Annotated in this window: 21 protein-coding genes and 2 pseudogenes; 16 read left to right on the forward strand and 7 right to left on the reverse strand. The window is 39.0% G+C overall.

Going from position 1 to position 23,550, the window contains the following annotated elements; all coding sequences use genetic code 11:
- Positions 1-54 precede the first annotated feature (54 nt).
- On the reverse strand, positions 55-381 hold the full coding sequence (locus EAE89_RS08040; RefSeq protein WP_054476440.1) for a hypothetical protein: 327 nt from the start codon (positions 379-381) through the stop codon (positions 55-57).
- A gap of 320 nt (positions 382-701) precedes the next feature.
- A complete protein-coding gene (locus EAE89_RS08045; protein WP_054476439.1) occupies positions 702-1,019 on the reverse strand; it encodes a hypothetical protein in 318 nt (105 codons plus the stop codon).
- Between the two features lie 591 nt (positions 1,020-1,610).
- Between EAE89_RS08045 and EAE89_RS08050 the strand changes: the two genes are divergently transcribed.
- From EAE89_RS08050 to bcmE, 16 genes are all read left to right on the forward strand, one after another.
- Complete coding sequence (locus EAE89_RS08050; RefSeq protein WP_214085657.1) at positions 1,611-3,377, forward strand: acyl-CoA dehydrogenase family protein; 1,767 nt, start codon at positions 1,611-1,613, stop codon at positions 3,375-3,377.
- A gap of 590 nt (positions 3,378-3,967) precedes the next feature.
- Complete coding sequence (gene xyeA, locus EAE89_RS08055; protein ID WP_214085658.1) at positions 3,968-4,123, forward strand: XyeA family cyclophane-containing RiPP triceptide; 156 nt, start codon at positions 3,968-3,970, stop codon at positions 4,121-4,123.
- A gap of 141 nt (positions 4,124-4,264) precedes the next feature.
- Positions 4,265-5,449: a cyclophane-forming radical SAM/SPASM peptide maturase XyeB gene (gene xyeB / locus EAE89_RS08060; RefSeq protein WP_214085659.1), complete on the forward strand. Its 1,185-nt coding sequence runs from the start codon at positions 4,265-4,267 to the stop codon at positions 5,447-5,449.
- 54 nt (positions 5,450-5,503) lie between these two features.
- Complete coding sequence (locus tag EAE89_RS08065; RefSeq protein WP_214085660.1) at positions 5,504-6,784, forward strand: HlyD family secretion protein; 1,281 nt, start codon at positions 5,504-5,506, stop codon at positions 6,782-6,784.
- Positions 6,781-8,910 carry a peptidase domain-containing ABC transporter gene (locus tag EAE89_RS08070; RefSeq protein ID WP_214085661.1) on the forward strand — a complete coding sequence of 710 codons (2,130 nt, stop codon included), beginning with the start codon at positions 6,781-6,783 and terminating at the stop codon, positions 8,908-8,910. Before EAE89_RS08065 ends, EAE89_RS08070 begins: the two co-directional genes overlap by 4 nt.
- Positions 8,891-9,799, forward strand: a complete 909-nt coding sequence (locus EAE89_RS08075) for an aspartyl protease family protein (protein WP_244866285.1) — start codon at positions 8,891-8,893, stop codon at positions 9,797-9,799. Before EAE89_RS08070 ends, EAE89_RS08075 begins: the two co-directional genes overlap by 20 nt.
- 835 nt (positions 9,800-10,634) lie before the next feature.
- Positions 10,635-11,633: an FAD-dependent oxidoreductase gene (locus EAE89_RS08085; protein ID WP_054481274.1), complete on the forward strand. Its 999-nt coding sequence runs from the start codon at positions 10,635-10,637 to the stop codon at positions 11,631-11,633.
- Entirely contained in the window at positions 11,617-11,814 is a 198-nt protein-coding gene (thiS, locus tag EAE89_RS08090) for a sulfur carrier protein ThiS (RefSeq protein ID WP_054481272.1), read from the forward strand. The genes EAE89_RS08085 and thiS overlap by 17 nt, the downstream gene beginning before the upstream one ends.
- A 1-nt stretch (position 11,815) precedes the next feature.
- Positions 11,816-12,589, forward strand: coding sequence for a thiazole synthase (locus EAE89_RS08095; protein ID WP_083451962.1), 774 nt, complete (start codon positions 11,816-11,818; stop codon positions 12,587-12,589).
- Between the two features lie 74 nt (positions 12,590-12,663).
- Positions 12,664-13,647: a HesA/MoeB/ThiF family protein gene (locus EAE89_RS08100; RefSeq protein ID WP_214085662.1), complete on the forward strand. Its 984-nt coding sequence runs from the start codon at positions 12,664-12,666 to the stop codon at positions 13,645-13,647.
- Between the two features lie 184 nt (positions 13,648-13,831).
- The gene (locus tag EAE89_RS08105; RefSeq protein ID WP_214085663.1) at positions 13,832-14,287 is read left to right on the forward strand and encodes an NUDIX hydrolase; all 456 of its coding nucleotides are present in this window, start codon (positions 13,832-13,834) and stop codon (positions 14,285-14,287) included.
- 22 nt (positions 14,288-14,309) lie between these two features.
- Positions 14,310-14,777 carry a nucleoside 2-deoxyribosyltransferase gene (locus EAE89_RS08110; RefSeq protein ID WP_054481266.1) on the forward strand — a complete coding sequence of 156 codons (468 nt, stop codon included), beginning with the start codon at positions 14,310-14,312 and terminating at the stop codon, positions 14,775-14,777.
- Positions 14,764-15,729, forward strand: coding sequence for a thymidylate synthase (locus EAE89_RS08115; RefSeq protein ID WP_054481264.1), 966 nt, complete (start codon positions 14,764-14,766; stop codon positions 15,727-15,729). The genes EAE89_RS08110 and EAE89_RS08115 overlap by 14 nt, the downstream gene beginning before the upstream one ends.
- 56 nt (positions 15,730-15,785) lie before the next feature.
- Positions 15,786-16,505 carry a class I SAM-dependent methyltransferase gene (locus EAE89_RS08120; RefSeq protein WP_054481262.1) on the forward strand — a complete coding sequence of 240 codons (720 nt, stop codon included), beginning with the start codon at positions 15,786-15,788 and terminating at the stop codon, positions 16,503-16,505.
- Positions 16,506-16,583: 78 nt separating this feature from the next.
- The gene (locus tag EAE89_RS08125) at positions 16,584-17,540 is read left to right on the forward strand and encodes a DMT family transporter (RefSeq protein ID WP_054481261.1); all 957 of its coding nucleotides are present in this window, start codon (positions 16,584-16,586) and stop codon (positions 17,538-17,540) included.
- Positions 17,541-17,565: 25 nt separating this feature from the next.
- Complete coding sequence (bcmE, locus tag EAE89_RS08130) at positions 17,566-18,801, forward strand: thiamine pyridinylase (RefSeq protein WP_188093338.1); 1,236 nt, start codon at positions 17,566-17,568, stop codon at positions 18,799-18,801.
- 143 nt (positions 18,802-18,944) lie between these two features.
- Here the strand turns inward: bcmE and EAE89_RS08135 are convergent, their stop codons facing one another.
- From EAE89_RS08135 to EAE89_RS23535, 5 genes and pseudogenes are all read right to left on the reverse strand, one after another.
- The gene (locus tag EAE89_RS08135; RefSeq protein ID WP_214085664.1) at positions 18,945-20,108 is read right to left on the reverse strand and encodes a cupin domain-containing protein; all 1,164 of its coding nucleotides are present in this window, start codon (positions 20,106-20,108) and stop codon (positions 18,945-18,947) included.
- A gap of 489 nt (positions 20,109-20,597) precedes the next feature.
- Positions 20,598-21,128, reverse strand: a pseudogene (locus tag EAE89_RS08140) (DeoR/GlpR family DNA-binding transcription regulator); the annotation flags it as partial.
- Between the two features lie 39 nt (positions 21,129-21,167).
- Positions 21,168-22,211 (reverse strand): four-carbon acid sugar kinase family protein, encoded by a 1,044-nt coding sequence (locus EAE89_RS24160; protein ID WP_339423129.1) that lies wholly within the window; start codon positions 22,209-22,211, stop codon positions 21,168-21,170.
- Positions 22,183-22,464, reverse strand: a complete 282-nt coding sequence (locus tag EAE89_RS24000; RefSeq protein WP_339423122.1) for a four-carbon acid sugar kinase family protein — start codon at positions 22,462-22,464, stop codon at positions 22,183-22,185. Before EAE89_RS24000 ends, EAE89_RS24160 begins: the two co-directional genes overlap by 29 nt.
- A 101-nt stretch (positions 22,465-22,565) precedes the next feature.
- Positions 22,566-22,832 (reverse strand): annotated as a pseudogene (locus tag EAE89_RS23535) (DUF4158 domain-containing protein); the annotation flags it as partial.
- Positions 22,833-23,550: the final 718 nt, after the last annotated feature.

A 23,550-nucleotide genomic window follows, 5' to 3' on the forward strand; every position in this document is an offset into this window, starting at 1 on the left:
CGATGTAGTAGAGGATTTGATCGCAGATGCTTATATCTAACTGAATATAATTTTTTAATTTAAAACTATCATAACAGTAGTTATAGTACAGTTTGTGTTTTCTATTCCCACTCTAATTTCTAATCTCTGTATATAAGCTGAATACAATAGTTTATTAATGTTTTTATCGCTTGATTTTGACCACTGATAACCTGGTTTTCCACAGTTACTGGCTAAGTTTCCTTTAAATGTATAAAGATAAAGTTCAGAGTTATTTGTTTCAGTTTTCCAGTCAGCCTTAATCTCGTGAACACTGACAACCCCGCTATTAACATTTGCTGAGAATGCAGGTGTACTAATCATGCCAATAAGAATAAACAACATAGATATAAATTTTTTCACAATCTACTCCTGGTTAATAATAAAAGTACTTTGGTAGGTTTGGAGTGTAGATGATGAAGGTAATATTTTCATTAATTTTTTGTTAATATAAAAAGTGATTTGCCTGATAAATAATACCTGAATTTTTATTTATTAAAGCCAATGTGTGTTTTTCATGAAAATTATCTTTGTATAGAAAATAAGAGAGCAATAATGATATAATTATTATGATTTGTGTCAATTAAAAACCCTCTATTATTACAATAGAGGGTTTTATTATAGGGTTAGGGAGTCAATGCTTATCTATCTTTTAATCCCATTAATAATAATGTGAAAATTAATTACCGTTGTTTAATAACATAAACCGTCGTTATATTACAACTTATGTTGTCTATACCAACTTTAATACTTAAATCTTGTGCGTAAGCTTGGCTTAATATCTTATTGATGTTTTCAGAACTTGAACCTGACCAAATATAACTCGGTTTTCCACAGTTACTGGCTAAAACTCCGCTAAATGTATAAAAATAGTGTGCAGGATTGTCCCAATCAGTTCTAATTTCTGCAACTTTAACAACACCACTATTTGGTTCAGCTGAGAATGCGGAGGTGCTGATCATACCAATTAAAATAAATAGCATAGATATCATTTTTTTCATAATTTACTCCTGGTTAATAATATAAAGAAAATCTGACGTGTTTGAAGTGTAGATTATTAAAATAATCTTTGCATCAACTTCATATTAATATAATAGGTGTCTATTCTGATAAATAATGCTAGGGATTTTTTTCATTAAAACTAAGTGATTAATAAAAGCAATGTGGTGATTTTTATCTATAAAAAACAATATCAATATTGTTTAGAAAAATTCTACTGAAAAGTAAATATTTTCATCGTTAAATTAAATATTCTATTGCAGAGCCATTCTCCTCCTCGACTAATTTATCAGTTATTTATTTAGTAAACTGATTACCACCATCTGGTACTATAATCATCAAATACTAAGGCAAACTATTCATATCCAGATAATTTTGATGATGATGAAATGATTAATCTCCTATTCGGAGGGAATAACGACAACGAACTATTTACTTGATAAAAATATTTTAATATGGCTTTCTCCACTGAGCTATAAGAAATTTTTTCAACAGGTTACTTCTATTAGTAAATTTATTAAAACAGAGGTATATGTTTCGGGTGTATTACATTACACTATTAAAATTGTTATTCTGATAAAGGTTTCATCGATATGAATAGATCATTGTCCGATTCAAAATCAAAATTAACGTCTTATTTAGGCATAGGAAATACAGAAGTGTCTGATAACCTTTTAGAACTACTTAAAAGCACTTGTGGTAGTTATCAGTCGTCAGTAAAAAAGTTTATAGAACTGCTTAAATATATTCGAAATAATAATATTCATACGAAATCATTTAATGAATTAGTTGCCCTTCATGAACTTGTAGCCCCGCATGATTGTGCTGTAGTTTCTATGCTGTCAATTCATTTTAATTTAGCCATCGGCACTATTGCGAACTTAGGATTGCAAACTCCCTATGTTGAAGATCTTTACCAAAAACTTTGTTCAGGTCGTGCCATTGGCGTATATCTTGCAACTGAGCTGGCTCACGGTAATGATCTCATTTCTATCGAAACACAAGCTAATTATCTCCCGGAAAAAGGTGTATTCATGTTGAATTCACCAAGCCAAAATGCATATAAATTTATGCCTAATACTACACCTTGTGAACTACCCAAAATAGCTGTAATTTTAGCTCAGCTAAATGTATCAGGAAAGAAATATGGTATTTTACCATTTATTCTCCCCTTGTCGGTAAATGGCAAATTAACGCCGGGCGTTAAAATTACTCCACTTGGCGATAAACCAGGATTTTATTTAGATAACGCAATCACTTCATTTGATAATGTCGAAATTCCTTTTGAAGGACTCCTCGCTGGCAATATGATAACCCTAACCAGAGATGGAAAAATATCATTGCAGGCTAAAAAATTAAGAGAAAGATTCTCGTTAATTACAAATAGAGTACATTCAGGGAAGTTATGCATGGCAATGAGCTCAATTACGGCGGCCAAATCAGCGCTGCATATAACCAACGCATATGGAAATAAACGACAAACATTTGGCTACTCAGGTGCTATGCCAATAATTAATTATTCTCATTTCAAAGAGGGTATTGCCTGGGATACTTTGAGTACGATCACTTACGCGTTATACTTAAGAGAGTTAACAAAAAAAGTCTCAGTTATATTGTCAGAGTCAGTTAAAAACTTTAAATTTCCAGATGAACTACTTATTGAAATCTCGATTGCTAAGTCACTGTGTACATGGCGCACACAAGAAATATTAATTAATTGTCGTGAACGTTGTGGTGCACATGGATTATTTACTGTCAACAAGATATCCAGTTATTTAATATCTAATTTTGGCGCGATTACTTCGGAAGGTGATAACTTGGTATTATCACTAAAGGCTGGAGGGACGATTATTCTCAATAAGATGAAAAAAATACATGAAAAAACATCTTTCCAGCATGATTTATTTCCTATTTTGCATGATTATATGAATTTTTTATATGAAAAACTGAATAGCCTAATAGTGAGTAACAATAAAAAAATAAATCTCGACATGCTTAATAAGCATAGTGGAGATTTTCTAGAACTAAGCCAAACATATGCCATTTTATCCGTGGTGACGACAACTATTGATGCATACTACGATAATAATAATGATGATTTTTATATGATCATCGAAGGTTATCTTCTCGACTGTATTCATCGTACCATGAGCAATCTCCTGAGAAGTGAAGTGATCAATTTACAGGAAGCTAAAAAAATAGACGAGAGACGCATTGAATATATACGTCAGCATGCAGACAGAATAAATGATTATATTGCCAGTTTTGGCGTGGATAAGATTGGCATTGAGACACCGATATCGAGTAATGATTATATTTCCTGGTATGCAAATAATCACCATCAGTTAAAAAATAATTAACCGTAGGTAGGAAAAAATAGGTAGAAATGCGGGACACTATCATAAAAAAATGGAACTTTGCAGACCGTTCAGAAGACCACCATTTTTGATTATATGAGTTTAATCGGATCTATTTGGTTGTTATGTTTTGTTTAAAAACAATATCCAATTTAATAATTTAATTGCGAAGGATAAATATAGGCTATTTTGAAATAATAATAGCAAGAAAATATTATTTAAATAAGTTAAAAATACTTATTGTGAAGTATAAGGCTTTATTATTAAACCAAGATGAAACGGTTCGTTGTTTAATAAATTCCTGTATGTGGTGCAGACCCATTATTTTCTCTGTTTTATAGAGTGGATTTGTTATTTTTATCAATATTATGAATGTAAGGTTATTTTTGCGAGTTTGATCTCAACAATTAAAAGTTTTATTAGCCATTCCGTCAAATTGAACAATAATTCTTATGTCGGAAAATTCGACACCTCATTTACATGGGGATTTACGTTAAAAAGTAGAAAAATAATTTAAATATTCATAAGTTTATTTAAATTAATATCGATGGATATCATCTGTTGATATCTAAAAAATCATTGGAGGAGTCATTATGTCTAGCTTGAAAAAAGAAATCGCAGAAACTAAAACTGAAATTAAAGGTACTAAAGTTAAAAATAATCAACCTCAACCTCTAACAGAAGATTTGCTCGACCAAATCTCTGGCGGTTGGGTGAATGCTTATGCAAGATGGACAAAACGCTTTTAAATTCAGTAGATTAAAGTCAGGGGGCTTAATTGCCCCCATTTGATTCTTTCGATCTGAGCAACGTTTGTAGTTGGAACTTAACCTGCCATTTTCGTATTACTGGCATAGAGTCTAACAAAGTAAAAAATGGAGCTTCGAGTGATGGTTAATTCATTAGTTAAGAAAAAAATTCAACATCTTGAAGTAATATTAAAGATAAGCGAGCGATGTAATATCAATTGTGACTATTGCTACGTATTCAATAGAGGAAATTCGGCGGCTAATGATAGTCCCGCTAGGATCTCTCATGCGAATATTGATTACCTGGTGGATTTTTTTCAGCGGGGAAGTCAAGAATATGATATTGATACTCTGCAAATTGATTTTCATGGAGGAGAACCTCTCATGATGAAAAAGCAGCAGTTTGCCAGTATGTGTGAGCGACTAGCCTCAGGTAATTACTATGGTGCTAATATCAGATTTGCATTACAGACTAATGGCATCCTTATTGATGATGAATGGATATCTTTATTCGAAAAATATTCTGTCAGTGTGAGTGTCTCTATTGATGGACCGAAGCATATTAACGATCGTCATCGTTTAGATAGAAAAGGGCGTAGTACTTACGAAGGTACTGTGCGAGGTCTCCGTAAACTTCAAGAAGCTTATCAAGAAGGCCGGCTTCCGTCAGATCCGGGTATTTTGTGTGTCGCGAATGCTAAAGCAAGTGGTGCTGAAATATATCGACACTTTGTTGATAACCTAGGCGTTTATGGCTTTGATTTTCTAGTCCCAGACGACTGTTACACTGATGCCCAGGTTGATCCGGTTGGCGTTGGACGTTTCCTCAACGAGGCATTAGACGAATGGGTGAATGACAATAACCCTAAGATTTTTGTACGTCTTTTCAATACCCATATTGCCAGTCTTCTTGGCGCGGAAAATGCGGGATTTTTGGGGCATAACCCAAGCGTAGCCGGGATATATGCGTTTACTATTGGTTCAGATGGTTCTGTCCGTGTCGATGATACCTTGAGATCAACATCTGACCGTATTTTCGACATTATTGGTCACATTTCTGAAATCAGCCTATCTGAAGTATTAAATAGCCCACAGTTTCAGGAATATTCGTCTATAGGGGAATCTCTGCCAACAGAATGTGAAGACTGTATTTGGGCAAAAGTTTGTGCTGGTGGACGTATAGTTAATCGTTTCTCGAATGAAGAGCGATTTAAACGCAAGTCAGTATATTGTTATTCTATGAGAAGCCTGCTTGGTCGTGTTTCTGCTCATCTTCTCAATATGGGTATAGAGGAAGATCGAATTATGAAAGCGATTGGTCGGTAATTCAATAAAAGACTTTTGCTGAATATTTTACTTCAATGTGAGGTATGCCTTAGATTGCCAAATAAAAACTCTATTTTCAGATCCGAAGCAATAGAACACAGAACTCATCATTGGTTAGGAAATCCACAAGTTATTATGCCTGTAGGCGCTTCAGTTTGGACAATAATAGCGCTTGTTATTGTTGTCAGCCTTGTTGTGTTCATGATAATGGGGACTTACACACAGAAGGTTCGTTTAATAGGGGAAATTATTTACGAGCCTGCGGTTGCGAGAATAGAAGCAGCGGGTAATGGAACCATTGTTCGTAGTTTTGCTGTTGAAGGGAAAGAAGTTCGTGCTGGAGATGTTATTTTTATCGTTAACATGGAAACTCAAACCGAATATGGGCGTACAAGTCATGAAATTACTTCTGCCTTAAAGTCACAGAAGACGGCAATTGAACGAGAGATCATGCTGAAATCAGAGGCGTCTGATAAGGAAAGTGATTTTCTTACCCAGCGTCTTAAGAATAAGGAAGCGGAGATTCTAGAATTAGACAACTTGATCACAAAATCAACTGAACAAGTCGCATGGCTATTTGACAAAGCTCAGCTTTTCAATAAATTAGTTGGGAAAGGAATAGCACTTGAAATAGATCATATAGAACGCCGCTCTGATTATTATACTGCTTCTGTTCAACTGGCGGCTTACAAACGAGAAAAGGTTAAGTTGCAAGGTGAATCTATCGATATCATGGCGAGGTTGGCAACAATCCACATTGGACTTGAAACCTCACGTGAAACGTTACGTCGAGATATTGCGCGGCTAGATCAAGACTTAGTCTCTACGGAAGAACGAAGGGAACTCTATATAACGTCTCCAATTGACGGTAAGTTAACGGGAATTACTGGATTAGTTGGCAAAAGAATTCGCTCGTCCCAAGAATTAGCGAGTGTTGTACCTACTTCGGGCCGCCCCAAAGTAGAAATCTTTTCCACCTCTGAAGTTATTGGAGAGTTGCGAGAAGGCCAATCTGTAAAATTACGGTTTGATGCCTATCCATACCAGTGGTTTGGGCAGCATGATGGTATTGTTACTGCAATTTCCACGACTTCAGTTGAAGGGAGTTTAGGAATAAGGGATGAGAATAATCAGCAACAGAAACGGTATTTTCAAGTTCATATCCGCCCCAAAAGCGACGGTGTACTCTTAGCTGGAAATATGCATCCTTTACGGCCCGGAATGGGGGTCGAAACAGATATTTTTATCAGAAAAAGGCCAATCTACGAATGGATTTTATTACCTCTAAAAAGAATTCATGTCGCGACTCAAGGTAAACCTGGAGATGATGTATGAATGTCACAATGAAAGGCTACTTTGAAGCATTCAGGCACCGTCTTCCTGTTGTGATGCAAACAGAAGCTACGGAATGTGGACTCGCTTGTGTCGCTATGATTGCAGGTTATTATGGACTTAACATGGATCTGCAAGCGCTCCGCAAATACTATCAGGTGTCTTTAAAAGGTATGAACCTGCGCGATATTATCGTATTAGCTGATCGTCTCTCATTAGCTTCTCGTCCAATTCGCGCTGATCTTGATTCTTTAAGTCAGGTAAAAACGCCTTGTATTTTGCATTGGTCCTTTAATCACTTTGTTGTATTGAAGAAATTTTCACGCCGTGGGGTCATTATTCATGATCCGGCAAAAGGCGAGAGAAGAATTTCTGTCGATGAGTTATCTAAAAAATTTACGGGTGTCGCACTTGAGCTTTGGCCAAATAAGGACTTTCAGAAACGTACTGAAAAGAAAACAATTCGATTGCTGGATATGTTTAAAAACGTCTCTGGATTATCTCGGGCTTTAGTTCAAGTATTAGCTTTATCATTTTGTATTGAACTTCTTGCTATGGCCGTGCCGATGGCAGCTCAATTCACTATAGATATGGCTTTGAGGTCTAGCGATATTGATCTTGTCTCTGTGATTGTGTGCGGAATTATTGGCTTATTAATATTCAGAGCCTTGCTTAGTATTGTGCGTTCATGGTCTGTTATGTCGATTAAGTATACCTTGGGTATTCAATGGAGCTCTGGACTTTTTAGTCATATGATCCGATTACCTACTTCATACTTCGAAAAACGTCATATCGGTGACGTCACCTCGCGATTTAACTCTTTGTCGGCAGTACAAGATGCCTTCACTGCGGATATGATAGCTTCACTCTTAGATATTGTCGTGGTGATTGGGCTCTTCTTTTTAATGTGGGTTTATAATGGCTACCTTGCTGTAGTGGTAATTTCGATATCCATTTTATACGCATCACTAAAATTCTTTCTTTTTCGAGCTTATCGTTCTGCTAATCTCGAGGCGATAGCTCATGAATCTCAGCAGCAGTCACATTTCCTTGAAACAGTTCGCGGCATCACTTGCGTTAAAATTTTTGACTTAGCAGATCGCAGACGATCTGACTGGCTCAATCTTGTTATTGATGAAGCCAATGCAAAAATATACCTCTTTAAAATTGACTTGGTGACGCAGACAGCGGCACAGCTTTTAATTGGTCTTACTTCCGTATCCATATTGTGGTTAGGGGCTAAATTGATTGATGGCGGTGCTTTAACCACAGGTATGCTGTTTGCTTTCTTAATTTACTCTGATATGTACGTAAATCGAACCATACGAGTGGTTGACTCGATTATTAAACTTCGCTTGATCGATATGCATAGCGAACGACTATCAGAAGTGGCTTTAGCCGAACCTGAACATCATGAAGGGGAGGCTGTTCTATCGTGTTCCGAAACAATTTCAGGAAGCATTGAAATTAAAAGTCTGAGTTATCGTTATGGTGATGGCGAACCCGCTATATTTGAGAATGTTTTTCTGTCTATCAAGGCTGGTGAAAGTATCGCTATAGTCGGGCCGTCAGGTTGTGGTAAATCGACACTTCTTAAAACAATCGGTGGATTAGTATCGCCAGAAAGTGGCTTTATTTATTTGGACGGAGTTGATGTGCGGAGATTAGGGCTTGGGGCCTACCGTAGCCATATTGCTTGTGTCTTACAAGAGGACAGATTATTTGCAGGATCGCTCTTGGATAACATTAGTTCATTCGACGTTAAACCTGATCATGAATGGGTATATGAGTGTGCTCGTCTTGCTTCAATTCACACTGAAATAGAAGAGATGCCGATGAAATATGAAACCATGGTTGGTGACATGGGCAGCGCGCTGTCAGGCGGACAACGGCAGCGTATTTCTCTTGCCAGGGCATTGTACAAACGTCCAAAGATATTATTTCTTGATGAAGCAACGAGTGATCTGGATATCGATAATGAGGCAAAAATTAATGACTCAATCCGAGAGCTAAAGATTACCAGGGTATTTGTAGCCCACCGTCCGACAATGATCGCAATGGCGGATAGGGTTTTTGATCTCAGTATGAACGCAGAAGTGGAGAACCCCCATGCATTTTTCTCTAAGTAAACATATCAAGGTGACTGCATTTGTTGCTTTTTCTTCCATGATGTCATTGTTTGTCACAGACTCCGTGGCTTCTGAAAAAGTCATGCATATAAATTTTCAATTTGATGAATTTTCTCTACCGATAGCAAATCTTGAAATTGATGGGAAAACTCAAAATCTTATGATCGATACGGGTTCAACTATAGGTCTCCATTTATCTAAAAACCTGATGTCGAAAATTTCCGGCTTAGTTATCGAACCTGAAAAAGCGCGTTCTACTGACCTTACGGGTAAGATTTTTTTAAATGACAAATTTAATATTCCACAGCTTTCGATAAATGGCATGGTGTTTAAGGATGTGACAGGAGTTTCGTTAACACCATGGGGGATGACATTAATGGGAGATAATCATCTTCCGTCTTCGATGGTAATTGGCCTTGATTTATTCAAGGAAAAGGTTGTTCTTATTGATTATAAAAGCCGGAAATTATCAGTTTCTGATCATTTACAAGCATTGGGGGTCAATGTGGATGAGGGTTGGATAAAATTACCGTTAAGACTGACTAAAGAAGGCATTGTGGTCAAAGTTTCACAAAACTTTAAGAGCTACAACATGGTATTGGATACTGGCGCATCGGTTTCGATTTTTTGGAAAGAAAGGTTAAAGTCTCCTCCAGCTAACATTTCTTGCCAGGCTGTGGTTCAAGAGATGGATAATGAAGGGTGCGTTGCATCGACGTTTCAACTTGACGAAATGGGCGCGAAGGGAATCAAGTTGAATTCGGTATTGGTTGATGGGGAATTTAATCAGTTAAATACTGATGGATTAATCGGGAATAATTTCTTTAATAAATACGCAATATTAATCGATTTCTCTGGTAAGAGATTATTCATTAAAGAGAACTCGTAGGGATAAAGGGAATATTCGTAGATCGGAAAAATTGAATTGTTATTTGCACTTATTATGCGAATGAACAATTATTGTTTTTCTTAAAAACTATTTTTAAGAGGGATAATATACCCAATAGATTTTAAGTTGCAGTGCGGCGGCAAGAGAACGCATCCCCAGGAGCATAGATAACTCTGTGACTGGGGTAAGTGAACGCAGCCAACAAAGCAGCAGCTTGAAAGATGAAGGGGATATACCCAATTAACTTGAATCTTACATCTTCAAGTTAATTAACTATATATACAAAAAACTTCCTGTGATAAAAAGGAATACTGTGACTTAACTCAATATATAGATAATGCCTATGTACACATGGTTGTATTTGTGTCATTTTGATATTTAATTTTTTATACTCGAGTTCCAGAGGATCGGGATGAATTTAAAGAAAAAGCAACATTGCTAAATATGATATGGGTGTTGATAACCGCAAAATTATTGTTTTAGATACTATTAATCCTATTTGTTTAATTTAGTTATGTTTTTTTCCAGAAGCCCTACAAAATTAGAATTAAAGAGGTGCTTCTTGATCGAAATTGGAACTTTAAGGATATTACGATGGTTTATTTCACCTGAACAGCCAACGATAAATCTCTTTGCAGTAAGAATCGATACCAAGAATACGCATGGTACGAGGTGTATTCTTTCGGCGGTGATCACCGCACTTATGGCGAATAGATTGAGTTGAGGCGGTAACTGAGAAGATTATTTACATCAGGCCATCTTAGAATCTAATACGTTAAGAATAGGTTCCGGTCATGGCTCAGTTCATCACTTTTAGTAAGTGGAGTGAGTGGCTATGCACATTACAATCATAGGGGCTGGTGTTGCGGGGCTTACTTGTGCGGCAGAGTTCGTTGCAAGAGGGGGAAATGTTCGAATTCTTGAGCGAGGATCTAAGATAGGTGCTAAGGCGTGCTCTTGGTGGGCAGGTGGAATGCTGGCGCCATGGTGTGAAGGTGAAAGTGCAGAGCCTTCTGTCGTTAACTTAGGGCAACGTGCTATCGATTGGTGGGCGAATCATACCGATACACTTACTTCGTTAGGCACCCTTGTACTTGCTTTAGGACGTGATATTTCTGAATTGAAGACTTTTGCTAATAAAACTGAAAATTATGAAAATGTTGATTCAGACCAAATTGCAGAACTTGAGCCAGACCTTGCCGATCGCTTTCATAAGGGACTCTTTTTTAAAGACGAGGCTTTCTTAAACCCTCGTAAAGCAATCACTCAGTTATCTGAAAAATTGGAGAGATTGGGCGTCGAATTTGTGTTCAACAACGAAGCCAACGTAAGTGAGGTGAGAGGGACCGATTTAGTTGTCGATTGTAGGGGGTTGGAAGCTCGCGACATATCAAAAACATTACGCGGGGTTAAAGGTGAAATGCTTTTGATTCACAGTAATGACATAAAGATCAACAGATCCATTCGATTATTGCATCCAAGAATACCTTTGTATTTGGTTCCGCGTGGTAATGGTGACTACATGGTTGGTGCCACCATGATTGAGAATGAGGAACGTGAACGAATTTCTGCGCGATCCATATTCGAACTACTTGGGTCAACACTCGCCCTTCATCCAAGTTTTAATGAAGCTGAGATTGTAGAAATAGGTGTTGATGCAAGACCGACATTCCCAGACAACCTCCCTCGTGTTTATTGGAAAGGCGAGATTCTTTGTGTGAATGGTCTCTATCGTCATGGATTTTTATTGTCTCCTTCAATGGCACAAATGGCGGCAAAAGCTGTTTTTGAAGGATCTAATATACCGGAGTCAATCGATGAATATTCTCGTTAATGGTCTGGAAGTCTCTGTTTCAGGTTCTAGGTTAGGGTCAATTCTTGAAGAGCTTGGCTATGTAAATAGGGTTCTGGTAACCGCCGTAAATGGTGATTTTGTGAGTGTGCAAAAGCGGGATGAATTTGAAATAAAAAGTGCAGACAAGATTGAAGTTTTGGTGCCAATGCAGGGAGGTTAATGTGCTAAAAGTATACGATACAGAACTGCACAGCCGTATGATGCTTGGAACGTCTCAATATCCATCACCCGCAATTTTGTCAGAAGCCGTTAAAGCCTCCAAAGTAGAGATTGTCACGGTATCTCTTCGTAGAGAGTCAGGGAAAAATCAGGCTGGGCAAAGTTTCTGGTCATTAATTAAAGGATTGAATGTCCAGGTGCTCCCTAACACTGCGGGTTGCCATACCGTAAAAGAGGCGGTAACTACTGCGCATATGGCAAGAGAGATTTTTGGCACGGATTGGATCAAGTTAGAAGTTATTGCTAATGCAGACACTTTGCAGCCTGATGTTTATGGCCTTGCAGAGGCAGCAAAGATTTTATGCGAGGATGGCTTTAAAGTCTTTCCATATTGCACTGAAGATCTCTCAGTAGCAGAGAAGTTGCTACAAGTAGGTTGTGAAATCCTTATGCCTTGGGGTGCTCCGATCGGTTCTGGCCGAGGATTAAATAACATCTACGGTTTAAGAACTCTCCGCGCTCATTTCCCCGATATTCCTTTGGTCATTGACGCAGGAATAGGCTTGCCTTCTCATGCGGCGGCGGCAATGGAATTGGGCTATGACATGATCTTGTTAAATACTGCGGTGGCGCGTGCAGGTGACCCAATAATGATGGCTCAGGCGTTTGCTAATGCAATTGATGCTGGCCAACGTTGTTATTTGGCTAAACCAATTGAAAAGAGAGATATGGCTGAACCTTCTACGCCGGTATTCGGTAAGGCTTATTTAGCATGAAACGAGAGCCATTTTATCCAACATGCTGATCCGTCGAGTGAAAGAGTGGCTCGCGATAACAAGAGGGCAACGTATTGAATCGCTATGATAGGCAGCAAGTGCTACAGCAAGTAGGGAAATGCGGGCAAACAAAGATTTCTAACGCTAAGGTCTTGGTTGTTGGGGCTGGTGGTCTTGGTTCACCCGCACTTCAATATTTGTGCGGGGCTGGGGTTGGCACCTTGGTTGTAGTTGATCCAGATGTTGTGGAAATGACTAACTTGCATCGACAACCTATCTACAACGAGAGTTTGGTCGGTCTGGCGAAAGTTGATGCTGCAAAGATAGTTCTAGAGAAACTTAACCCTGAGGTCGAAGTGCTTACATATGCCACGACACTGCATCCAGATAATTCCCGTTTATTGGTGAGTAATGCCGATGTCGTTTTAGACTGCGCTGATAGCTACGCAGTTAGCTACATGTTGTCAGATGTTTGTTCGTTGCTAGGAAAGCCGCTTATCTCTGCATCCGTACTTGGTCTTAAAGGTTATGTAGGAGGATTTTGCTCATCCGCTCCTTCTTTTAGAGCTGTTTTCCCTGAAATTCCAAATAATACGGCTACTTGTGCCACGATGGGCGTCTTAGGCCCTGTAGTCGCAATGATAGGTGTTTTGCAGGCGCAAATGACACTTGGGACTTTACTGCATTTATCTCCATCACCTTTAGGGCAAATGGTAACCGCTGATTTGGATACGTATTCATTTTCAAGTTTTCGCTTTGATAATGCGGAAGAGCCAAAATCAGTCACATTCCATTTCATATCAACGTCATCACTCACTTCTAAGGATTTGATAATCGATCTTCGAGGTGAAAATGAAGCGCCTAACCCGGTTCACTCTGATGCGTTAAGGATGTCGGTTGATGCGTTCTGTGATGGCAACTTCATTCCAGAGTCAGGGCAGAGGGTTGTTTTAGCGTGTAGGACTGGCTTACGTGCGTGGAATGCAGCGAGAAATCTTCGCAATTATTGGGATGGAGAAGTCGCACTCATGGCTATGGCAAGCCTTGAAGTTAGGTAAGGATGAAATCTTAAATTTAATAATATCAGTCATATACCCAATGGATTTCAAGATGGATCGCGACGGCAAGGGAGCGAATCCCCGGGAGCATAGATAACTATGTCATAGAGAACTATGTGACCGGGTGAGTGCAGCCAACAAAGAGGCAACTTGAAAGATAGCGGGTATAGAGGTGAGTTTGATTATGAGAGCAAATAAAGGCCCCAAAGCGCTATCTGAGCCTAAAGTTGCTACGTTAGCCATTGTATATCATAACGATAAAATCTTATTGGTTAGGAGGAATAAGCAGCCTCAGCGGTTTGGTTGGGGTTTTCCTGGCGGATCAGTACTGCCTGGTGAAAGCCTACACGATGGTGTTTTACGAGAGCTTAAAGAAGAAACGCAATTAGTCGCTACAGTAGAAACAACGCTTACTGTAGTAGAGGTAAATGAATTTGATAGTGAAGGTGTCCACCATCACTTCATTTTAGTACCACTTCTCTGTAGTTATCTATCGGGAGTTCCTGTGGCTGGAGACGATGCACTGGAATGCCGTTGGATGAGTTTCAACGATATTTATAACCAATCAGAAACATTAATTGAGCATGTTGCAACAGTGGCTCGGGAAGCTGACGCCATTATCAGAGCACGAACTCATTAACGTTTGAATAAGGTCTTTATATATGAAAAAGATGTTTCTTGCTGGACCGTTTAAAGCATTAGTCGATCCTGAAAGTCATGTAATGTCACACAAAAATATCGATCAATTCCAAAGCATCATCAAATACTTTGAAGAGAGAGAATGGTCTGTGCACTGTGCTCATAAGCGTGAAAAATGGGGGCGTGAGTTTATGACGCCTTCTCAATGCACACTTATTGATTACGAAGAAATTAGTCAGTGTGACTATTTTGTAGCTTTCCCTGGAGTCCCTGCTTCGCCTGGTACGCATATTGAAATGGGGTGGGCATCCGCTATGAAAAAGCCAGTGGTGCTTTTGCTTGAAAAGAACGAAGAATACGCTTTTTTAGTCCAAGGGCTGGGTGAAATCACTTCAGTTAAAACGTTGCGTTACAGCAAGGAAGCCGGTGTTGATATCGCCCAAATAGAGATGTTAATCGAAGAATTCGAGGGTGTTCATGAATCGCTTTGATACATTTGATCAATTGTATATCTCGACACTTGATCTGGTTAATAATAACTATGAATTTGAAAATAGACCGCGGGGGCATTCCGAACGTGAGGTTCTTGGTTTTAGTTGTAAATTGACGAACCCGTTATCGAGATATTGTTTTCATCCCGTCAGAAAGCAAAATGTCATTTTCAACTATGCCGAAGCCTTATGGTATCTCTCAGGAAAGAATGATCTTGATTTTATATCCTGGTACGCCCCGTCTATGACCAAGTACTCAGCAGATGGGGTAACTTTGCCGGGTACTGGCTATGGCAAGAAATTATTGCATTTCGGATCTGACGATCTGAACCAAATTGCCAGAGCTATCGACATTATCAAGAATGACGACGCTGATAGTAAGAGAGTATTCCTTCAGATATTCAGTGCGGATGAAGATATTTATAAAACTAATATAGACGTTTCATGCACTTTAGGGCTGCAATTACTCTTGCGTGAAGGAAAACTGCACTTGGTTGCATACATGCGGGCTAACGATGCATATGTGGGTATGTTAGGCGATATTTTCTCATTCACTTTCATTCAAGAGTTCATAGCATCAATGCTTGGGTGTGAAGTGGGTCAATATACCCATAACGTGGGTTCGATTCACATATACCAGCCTAATCAAGAGAAAGTCCAAGGTATATTAGATCGTCCATTTGAAACATTTGAGCCAATATGTTCACCGCCTGTAATGCCTAAATCAGATTTTTCAGTGGTATCTAAGGTTTTGGAGTACGAGAAGAAAATTCGGCGCTCTGAATTGTCTTTGAACGATATAAATCAGCTTCCACTAGACGAGTACTGGATAGAAATTCTCCGTCTCTTTAAAGTGAACACTTATCTCCGAAGTGGAGAGAGCGTGCCTGATATGCTGATTGAAAATATCCATCCATTTCACAAATCTTTTTTATTGAACAGGCTGAAATAGGTAAAATTTAGCCTTTTGGGTTATTACTATACTAATCTAATAATATGAGATGACAAATGAGCACTAACTGGATGAATGAAGATGTATCAAGATTATTCGATCAATATGATGATTATTTGGAGGAGAGACTTGGGTACACACCATTGATTGAAAACCTTAAGGAGAGCCTGGGGCAAAATATATCGGTTCTTGATTACGGTTGTGGTAGTGGGAAAGTGTCACGTCGGCTAATTGCCAGAGACATAAAGATGGTAACGGGAGTCGATATCTCACAAACCATGGTGGATAAAGCTTCCAGCAACATCAATCGGGGCAATAGTTCTTATCATCAAATCAGAGAGGGGGTCCTTAACTTCAATGATAATACTTTCGATGCAGCTATATGTTGTTACGTGTTCATCAATAACAGTAAAAAGTCTGATCTTTTAAAAATTGCCAGGGAAGTTTATAGGACATTAAAACCTGGCGGCATTTTTTACGTATTGGATACCAATCCAGATTCCACTGGGATTAAGTTCAGTTCTTTTATGAGCGGTGATCCAAATAAGAAATACAGTGATGGAGACAGCAAGTCAGTGTATTTAGATCTGCCAGATGGAAGTATTTTTAATATTTTAGATACGAATTGGCATAAAGATACATATTACAAAATATTAAGTGAGGCTGGATTCAAAACTATTGAACTTTTTGAGCATTGTGACGCCGATGCTTCAAAGGATACTGAAAGTCTACGATATTCCCCACCGTTCGTAATGTTCAAAGCAACTAAATTCTAGATGCCTCATGGAATTCCTTACTTGTTACAAAAATATCAGTGAGGGATTCCACATGACTAGTTTCGAAGGTAATTTAAGATGGCATTAGTGAGTTTAAGTGGACTGAGATCCAACCGATATGTCTTCGGTTTATTGCTGGCGGTGATGGCAACCTGCCTATATTCGCTTAAAGGTATTCTTGTAAAAATAATGTACAAAAATGGCATTGATAGCATCAGTGTTATGGCGCTCAGGATGTTCTTTGTATTACCCATTTACGTCTTTATTGGAATAAGAATTTATACCAAACTCACTCCCAAACAGGCGAACTCCATTAAGTCTAACTGGCACTGGTGTTGTTTGGTTGGGGTCGTTGGTTACTACTTATCAAGCTTCTTCGATCTGAAAAGTCTGAATTATATAAGTGCACAACTTTCCGGTTTGGTTTCGTTCACTTATCCAATATTTGTTTGTTTTATAAACTGGTTTTTGTTTAAGGAAACGTTCAAAAAAGATATGTGGCTGACGCTTTTCTTGAGCTATAGCGGCATTATCCTGCTCTTATCGTATGAGTTCAGCTTCGGAGATACCTACAGTGTATTGTTTGGATCAGCGTATGCCATAGGAGGTTCGTTGGCCTTTGCTTGTTATATGGTCTTTAGTAAACGCCTTATGGCCAAAATGCCAGGCGCTATGTTTACTAGCATTGCTATGGGTGCAGCGAGCGTATGTGTATTTATGCATTTTCTAGCCGAGGAGGAATGGAAAGACATAACTCTAACCCTACAAATCTTGTTACTTTCTTTGACGATCGCAATAGCTTGTACTGTTGCCCCTTCTTTTATCTTGAGTGAAGCCATTAACTGCATTGGGACTAATCAGGTTGCGGTGATGGGAGCATTTGGTCCGGCGGCAACAGCTCTTATGGCAGTTTTCATACTATCAGAGCCATTCAGTAGCTATCATTTTTTGGGAATGACATTAGTCGTTCTATCGGTAAGTTGGTCATTTTTGATGAAATTTATAAAAACCAAATTACATTACTCAAAAGAATAATCATCTCAATTGTAAGGAGATAGACGTGAATATTTTAAAGTTCAGACAAATTAAGTATTTCATCGTATCTTGGTTTGCTTCGATCTTGGCAATTGGGTCGGCATTTGCTCAAGATATTCATGTCGGTTTGTACCCTTGGGTACCTCGCGTAGAGCAGTTTCAGACTGAACTGACTAAAGTTTGGAAACAAAGATATCCAGATGATAACCTTATTTTTGCAGCTAAAGAAGTTTGGGATGGCGGTTACAATACAGACCCATCAGATCAATTAGATGTTTATGTATTTGATGCAATTCACATGAATTATCTCGCTAATAATGGTTGGTTGTTACCGCTCGAAAAATCGGATATTGATGATTTTGAGGATTTATTTGATTATGCAATGGATGGAGTCAAAGTTGTAGATGCGGAATCATATTGGGGAATTCCTCAATTGGGATGTACTCACATATTGTTCTATCACGCTAATGATATTGAATTGCGTATCGCTCAGACATTAACCCAACTAAAAACAACTTTAAATTCCTGCCAATATACAGGCCAGATTCCACCAAAGAAGACGGGGTTAATGATAGATATGAGTAGTTCAATAATAAATGCTTTGTACTTGCAGGCAGTCTATAGTCTCCATAACCAGATGCCGAAGAATCTGCCATTCAGCCCAGTGGAGTTTAATGCTGACGCAATTACAAATTTAAGATCCATTATGGAAATGTCTAGTTATGATAATTCCACTAAGAAGGCGGCTAGTTACCAACATGGTGTATGGTTTGAAGCAGGTTATGGTAGAGCGTTTGTAGGTTTCACTGAATCAATGACAGTTATGAGTAGTACAGCCTTGGATAATATCGATTTCAAAGTGATGCCATTATCGAATAATACCGAAAGCAACCCTCTCTTTTACGCTGATATTGTCGGAGTTTATCCGAAGCAAAATAGGAGTGCTGAGGAGATCTCAAAGGTCAAAGAGCTAGCGAATGTTATGGCATCAAAAGATTATATGGTTTCAAGCTCGATCCCTGTTCCGGGCGCTTTGTCGGGACCCAAATCAAACCCGCAATATCTAATGCCTGTTCGAAAATCAATTTTTGTTGAATTAGGAAATAAATATCCAATTTACAACAAAATGCAAATGCTTGTTGAAAACAGTTCTCCAGTACTTTTTACCATGAATGAACAAAGTAAGACCTGGATAAGCGAAATGAAAGCAAGTCTTCAATCCGCGATTAAAGCTGACTTTTCATGTGAGGTTTCACCTTAGTTTAATCTGTGATTTTTTAAACCTCGACTGACATTTTTAGCATATGTTAGTTGAGGTTGGGCAAGGCAGGATTTTTATTTTTTTACAATAAAATCAATAAGGTAATCCAAGTCCTGCCATGCAATACACCACGGTGTAATATCTCAAGTTCTACGGCGCGATATAACTAATTTATCCTTCGGACGATCCGCCCAATCGGAGATTTGATTGCTGAAGTTATCTGCCAACAAATAAGACGGAGTTTTAGCGAACCAATCAGAGAGTGAGATATCCTGGTAGATGCCGTTATCTAGCACAACCAGCACCTTGAGATCATCATTACCCATATTTTCGATATAGTGACCAAATCCCTGTGGCACGTAACCGACGTCGGTTGGCCCAAATTTCGAGGTTTGTGCGTGTCCGTGGGAACTAAACACGGTCATACGTCCTTTGCCTGAAATGTAATATTGCCATTCGTTAGCATTCGGATGCCAATGTAGTTCACGTATTGCACCCGGTTTAACGATCTCGATGAGACCGGTGATAGTGGTAGAAATGGGAAATTCCTTCGATGATGCCCGATAAATACTTCCTGCATCGTTCTCAAAGAAGGGTTTGTTTTTCAAGAGTTCATAACGGTGGGTGAGTGGGGCATCGTTCAATCCTCCGTCGTCTATAGGTAGGGGAAGTTTTGGCGGTATGGCGCCACCGACGATGTAAGCTTCACCCTGTTTAAGTTTGGAAAAAACGGATGCTGGCATGTTAACACTTTTCTCTAGCGCTTCTTTCGGCGTATGCGTTATCCAATCAGTGATGCTGAATGTGCCAAATTCTGAGAAGTGCCCGTCGTCAAAAGTCAGAATGAAATGCGCGCCATCTTCAAGCGCTTGAATAGAATGACCATGACCTTTGGGAAAATACCATACATCACCGGGGCCAAAATCGGCTACTTCACTTTTGCCCTCTGGATCGATAATGGTAATACGTGCATGACCTTCAAGCATATATGCCCATTCAGCGGCAACAGCATGCCAATGGAGTTCACGCACACCACCCGGTTCGAGCATCATATCAACACCGGCAATCCCTTCAGATATCGGAAATTGTTCTATTGTGGCTTCCCGTGCCCACCCATATTCAAATATACGTTTTTTGCTGTCTGTAAATTTATATTTATACGAACTTTTGGCCCCAACGGGGGGGATATTATTACCCGTAGTGACAGTATTGTGTTGTTCATCAGCAACAGCGGATTTAATCATACTACCCATGCTAGCTGCTGCACCAATTGCGGATGCTTTCAAGATATCACGACGTGAGAACATATTTTTGCCTCCAAAAATGGTACCCGTAAGAGTGGTTGCAAGCTGATATATATTCGTTTGGTTTTTTAAACTAATTATTGTCACTGGAATGAAAAATCAGAGGTGACTTGTTAATCATAGTAAAAAGGTGAATTTTGAATGAGGAAAAAGTGTTTATTTTTATTTTCGCTATTTTTGCCCATCCCCCCGATAGGGTTCAAAGTTACTTTTCAAGCCCTTCCACTGTTTATGACTTTAATCTGTAAATAATGTCGTCAGGTCAACCGACTTGACGAACTTATAGGGCAGAGTCCAGTTAACGGTACGGCCTTTACGGTAATTGTTAAATTTAACGTCCTTATTTTTTCGGCTGATGATCCTTTGATTTACATGTTTTAGTTTTTCTTCAAGCTCATCTTTAAGTTCTTGCAAAGTTTGGGATATTGGTCTTTGTAATACGGGCAGATCAGGTCATTCAGGACACTTTGTTTGTCGGCTTTCCACCTGTTCATAAGAATTAAGTCGTCTGTAAAACTTCGCTAAGACCCGGCGGCGGGCAGTTTTTAGTACTGCCTGTTTGACTAATATTTTCTCTTCATGTGGTGTGGAGACACCATGCTCCAGATCCCATGAACTGGTGCTAATAAAAGCAATGTCTACATTCAAGCTACGAAGTAGCATGGTTGCGGTGCGGCCAACACAAGAATGATTTCTCTTATCGACTTACCCCCCGGTATGGAACAGATTCAACTGAGGTTTATTCATCAGGTATTGGATAATGGAAAAATCATTAGTAATAATGGTGAGGTTAAAACGCTCAGCCAATACTCTGGCAATTTCAAATGTGGTGGTGCCGGCATCAAGATAAACAACTTGTCCATCTTCAACCATGGATACCGCATATTGGTCAATTTCTCGTTTATGCCGATGATTAAGTTGGGCTTTTTCATTCCAGGGTAATTCTTGGCGTAGAACATCACTGAGTTGCACACCGCCACTGACATTAATGACTTTGCCTTCCTCTTCCAGAGTGCGGATATTAGGTTTGCCGCAAATTCAGCCATGATGAATTCCTTTTATTCAGTTTTTGGGATAACGAGTTTCAAGTTCCTGCACTTGCCCTTTATTTAAGGTGGTGAAACCGTATGGTAATAATGTCAGATATAACCGGGCAGTATCTTCCAATTCTTCCGCATTGAAAAAAGCTTGCCGTAAAGTTTTGCCACCGACAACAGGTCCGTGGTTAGAAAGCAGAATTGGATGCATGGCAACTTCTTTCGTGGGTTTGTCGCCAGATAGCCAGTTACCCTCTATATCCAGCTTGCTAAGACGATCAGCTTGCAAGTCGCCAAAACTGGAGTTGGTTGGCGTGATGATAATTGTGCCATCATCCAGTTTGGCACTGATATTACCTGCACCGCCACTGCGATAACCTCGGTAAAACATTGAACGAGCCCATTCTACTAATTCTGTTCGTAGCGCCTGTTCACTCATGAAACATCTCCTGAGCATGCAGGAAAAAATTAATGCTAGCTTCTGATACTGAGCCACTTGTTTGTTGGTCATTACGGAGCAACTGCCGGAAAGGATCACGGTACGTCTATTCTGAGCAGGGGGTGTTGCACCTTCCGGCTGAGGTGGTGACAATAATTTTCCGGTATTTGTACTGGCAAGTGCGGCACCAAGGCCAGAACCCCCGGTTACTAATGTCAGTTCTGACACAGCACTGGCAATAGGTAGTAGATCATTCATGGACATGGCATCTACTACTGCGTAGCGAATGCCTTGTTGTTGTAATTTATTTAGCTGCTTGCGGATTGCTTGCTCTCCCTGATGAACACATGTCAGATCTACCAGACCTGTTTTTCCCTGGGCCTGTTGCTCCATCAGGCGTATTAGATTAGCGTCTTTCATGGGTGTTATTGGGGGGTGTTGCATACCACTTTTATTGACCAGTTGCCCGTTAACAAACAGATGTCCATGCACAACGGTACGCCCATTAACCGGCAGTGCAGGGCAGATCAGCGTGATATCTGCGTTTAGTTCCCCCATCAGAGCATCTGTTACTGGCCCGATATTACCCTTGCTGGTGGAATCAAATGTTGAGCAGTATTTGAAGAATATTCGCTGACAGCCTGCTTCTTGGCGTAACCAGCGGCAGGATTTTAGTGTTTAGTGAGTTGTTCACCGCTTCATCTACCGGGAAAGAGCGGCTTTTTAGGCTGATAACAATGGCATCAATATTTTGTGGGACGACTGTATTTTCATCAGGTGCAACCAGTAACTGAACAACCCGCCAGCCGCTTTGCACCATAAAACTTGCGATATCGGTTGCGCCGGTAAAGTCATCGGCAATAACACCCAATTTAATGGTCATAATTCTTTCTCCGGTAAAGTGATACCTTTAAAAGTTTTGATAACTGCGCTGTCATCCCATTGACCAAAACCTTCGTTTATATTGGCGGCAGAATGATCAGGGAAATGGCAAGCCAGAATATAAGAGATATCCGTGATGACATCTTCCAGTGTGTAGGTAAAGAATATTTTCCTGGATTTAAAATACCCAAGTATAAGAATGAAGTTCACCCTGGAGTTAACAGACCAACCTTGCGGTATTATCTGATGTTCCGTATCGGATAAGGTGAAATAGTATTCTCGTTCCTCCAAAGTAAATCGAGGCAGGCCAAAATAGTCCTGAATTTCAGGTTGAGTCAGTATAGTCAGGCGCTTTTTATTGGTATTCATTTTTTTAATTCTTAATATGGCAGGGTTACATTGAGTATGTCACTTTATCTTTTCCTTACCACCTTTAATAGACATAGATTTATACCCGTTATCTTTCAAGTTGCTTCTTTGTTGGCTGCACTCACCCGGTCACATCGTTCTCTATGACATAGTTATCAATGCTCCCGGGGATTCGCTCCCTTGCCGTCGCGACGCATCTTGAAATCCATAGGGTATAGATCTAATTATTTAATGTATAATCTTGATTATTAAGATTAAATATATTGTCTGGTGTGTAGTTCTAATTGGCAATATTATATTTTAATTTATGGTGTTTACGTGTAATTAATTAATTATGACGTGAATCACGATATTGAAAATTAGATTATTAATTTATTGATTTTTTTGTATGGTTTGTATTTTTATACATAGTTTAAAATAAATTATAGATTGAGAAATTAAAAAATCAAACGAGATAATACATCTTCTATTAAGAAGCAGAATGCCAAATGTTAATATTTTTCAAATCTTACGATTTAATTTAAGTTAAACTTAAAAATAGTGTAACACCTTGTATTAAGTGAAAGCCTATAGCTATAACTGAGTTTAAGGACTGAGTGTAGTAGTGCTATTGGTTATTTAACTTAGTAAACCGGTGGTAATTCACATAGGATATTCTATGTAAATGAAAGAGAGACATATCCCTTATAGCTTAACGATACCTATGGATTTTTCGCTG

Origin of the sequence: Photorhabdus heterorhabditis (genome assembly GCF_018448905.1) — a bacterium.
Classification (GTDB): Bacteria; Pseudomonadota; Gammaproteobacteria; order Enterobacterales; family Enterobacteriaceae; genus Photorhabdus; species Photorhabdus heterorhabditis.